This is a genomic window from Pseudomonas sp. P5_A2_2, from assembly GCF_054177685.1.
The window spans coordinates 1-1,621 of sequence record NZ_JBGCUL010000985.1 but is presented as its reverse complement, the minus strand read 5'-3'; the positions used below and the strand labels follow the sequence as shown (position 1 = coordinate 1,621).

The following is a 1,621-nucleotide window of genomic DNA, read 5'->3' as shown; positions in this document are numbered from 1 at the left end:
TCCTTGCGCAGCTTGAGGTCCAGGGCCGACAGCGGTTCATCCAGCAAAAGCACTTTGGGTTTCGGTGCCAGGGCCCGGGCCAGAGCCACCCGTTGCTGTTGCCCGCCGGATAGTTCGGCCGGTTTGCGCTTGGCCAGGTGCTCCATTTGAACCAGTGCGAGCATCTCATTGACCCGCTGGGGGATCAGTTTGCGATCAAGGCCCTGCATCTCGAGGCCGAAGGCGATATTCTGCGCAACACTCATGTGCGGAAACAGCGCGTAACTCTGGAACACGGTGTTGACCCGACGCTTGAACGGCGGCAAATCGTTGACCGGCTCGCCCGCGAGGCGGATCTCTCCGTCGCTGACATGCTCGAAACCGGCAATGGTGCGCAGCAGGGTGGTTTTGCCACAGCCAGAGGGGCCGAGCAGGGTGAAGAATTCGTTGTCGGCAATGTCGACCGAGACGTTGTCCAGGGCTGGCGCCAGCCCCGGATCGTCGGAATATCGCTTTGAGACGTTTCGCACTTCGATTGCTATTGGATGACCCATTATGGTGCATTCCTCTAATTATTGTATGCAAAATATGGATGCAATTTAGAAATACCCGGATTAATCTGCCCGTGCAAGCCCCTTTTTCAAAGGCTGTTCAGTCGCCAGGGTTGGTTGCGCAGGGCGCGAGGAGTTGATGAATGACGGAAAAGAAACTGGAAACCACGGTCGACCGCGTCTACCAAGGGGTTTACGAGGCGATCAGCAAACGCTCGTTGCGTCCGGGCATGAAACTCGGCGAAGCCTCACTGGCCGAGCTATTCAATGTCAGCCGCACGTCCGTTCGGGCCGCGCTCAAGCAACTGGAAGCCGATGGACTGGTCACCACCGAGCCCAATAAAGGTGCGTCGGTGTCGTTGCCGAGTGACGAAGAGATCCGCTCGTTGTTCGAAACCCGGCGTCTGATCGAGATCGGTATCGTCAGCGAACTGTGCCGTCGTCGCGATACGGCGGTGACCCAGGACCTGCGCGATCATTTGCTGCTGGAAGATGAAGCGCATCAGAGCGGTGATCACGAACGGCTGATTCACCTGCTCGGCGAGTTCCACATCAAGCTGGCCCGCAGCCTGAACAACCCGGTGTTGCTCGACTGGTTCCAGAAGCTGATTTCCCGGGCGTCGCTGTATGCCGCCGCACTGGATGACGACAGCCACGAGGCCTGCCGCGACGACGAACACCTGCGGCTGATCGAGTACATCGAAGCGGGCAACCAGAGCGCGGCCATCGAACTGACCTGCATGCATTTGAATGGCATCGAGAAGGCGATCCTCGACGTCGCGGCCACCCTGAAAAGCAGTTACAACCCGCTCAAGCATTTGATTGAGGTCTAGACCCCTCTGAACACCAAACTGTAGGAGCGAGCCTGAACTGGTCAACTAATTTTGGACACCAGTTACGGTTTTCATGCCGCCAGTTTTTCCATAGCTACCGGTGAACGATAGCCGTTGTAGCTATGGAGCCTGACGTTGTTGTAACGCATCACGTAGCGTTGCACGTCTATGCGGGCTTCATGCTCAGAGTTGTAGCCATCTTCTGGCACCCACTCTGATTTAAGGCTCCCAAAGAAACGCTCCATCGGGGCGTTATCC

The 1,621-nt window shown here is 57.2% G+C and carries 3 protein-coding genes; 1 reads left to right on the top strand and 2 read right to left on the bottom strand.

The window, feature by feature from the left end; genetic code table 11:
* Positions 1-533 (bottom strand): ABC transporter ATP-binding protein (locus ACXRVY_RS28030; RefSeq protein WP_458238838.1); only part of this gene is annotated, 533 nt, incomplete at its 3' end.
* A gap of 140 nt (positions 534-673) precedes the next feature.
* Between ACXRVY_RS28030 and ACXRVY_RS28025 the strand changes: the two genes are divergently transcribed.
* Positions 674-1,363 carry a GntR family transcriptional regulator gene (locus tag ACXRVY_RS28025; protein ID WP_007987445.1) on the top strand — a complete coding sequence of 230 codons (690 nt, stop codon included), beginning with the start codon at positions 674-676 and terminating at the stop codon, positions 1,361-1,363.
* Between the two features lie 71 nt (positions 1,364-1,434).
* Here the strand turns inward: ACXRVY_RS28025 and ACXRVY_RS28020 are convergent.
* Positions 1,435-1,621, bottom strand: a 187-nt coding sequence (locus ACXRVY_RS28020) for an integrase core domain-containing protein (protein WP_458238837.1), incomplete at its 5' end; no start/stop codon positions are given.

Bases quoted from the DNA above. Each gene is read 5' to 3' on its own strand.
- ACXRVY_RS28025 (WP_007987445.1), top strand. From the start codon at position 674: ATGACGGAAAAGAAACTGGAAACCACGGTCGACCGCGTCTACCAAGGG.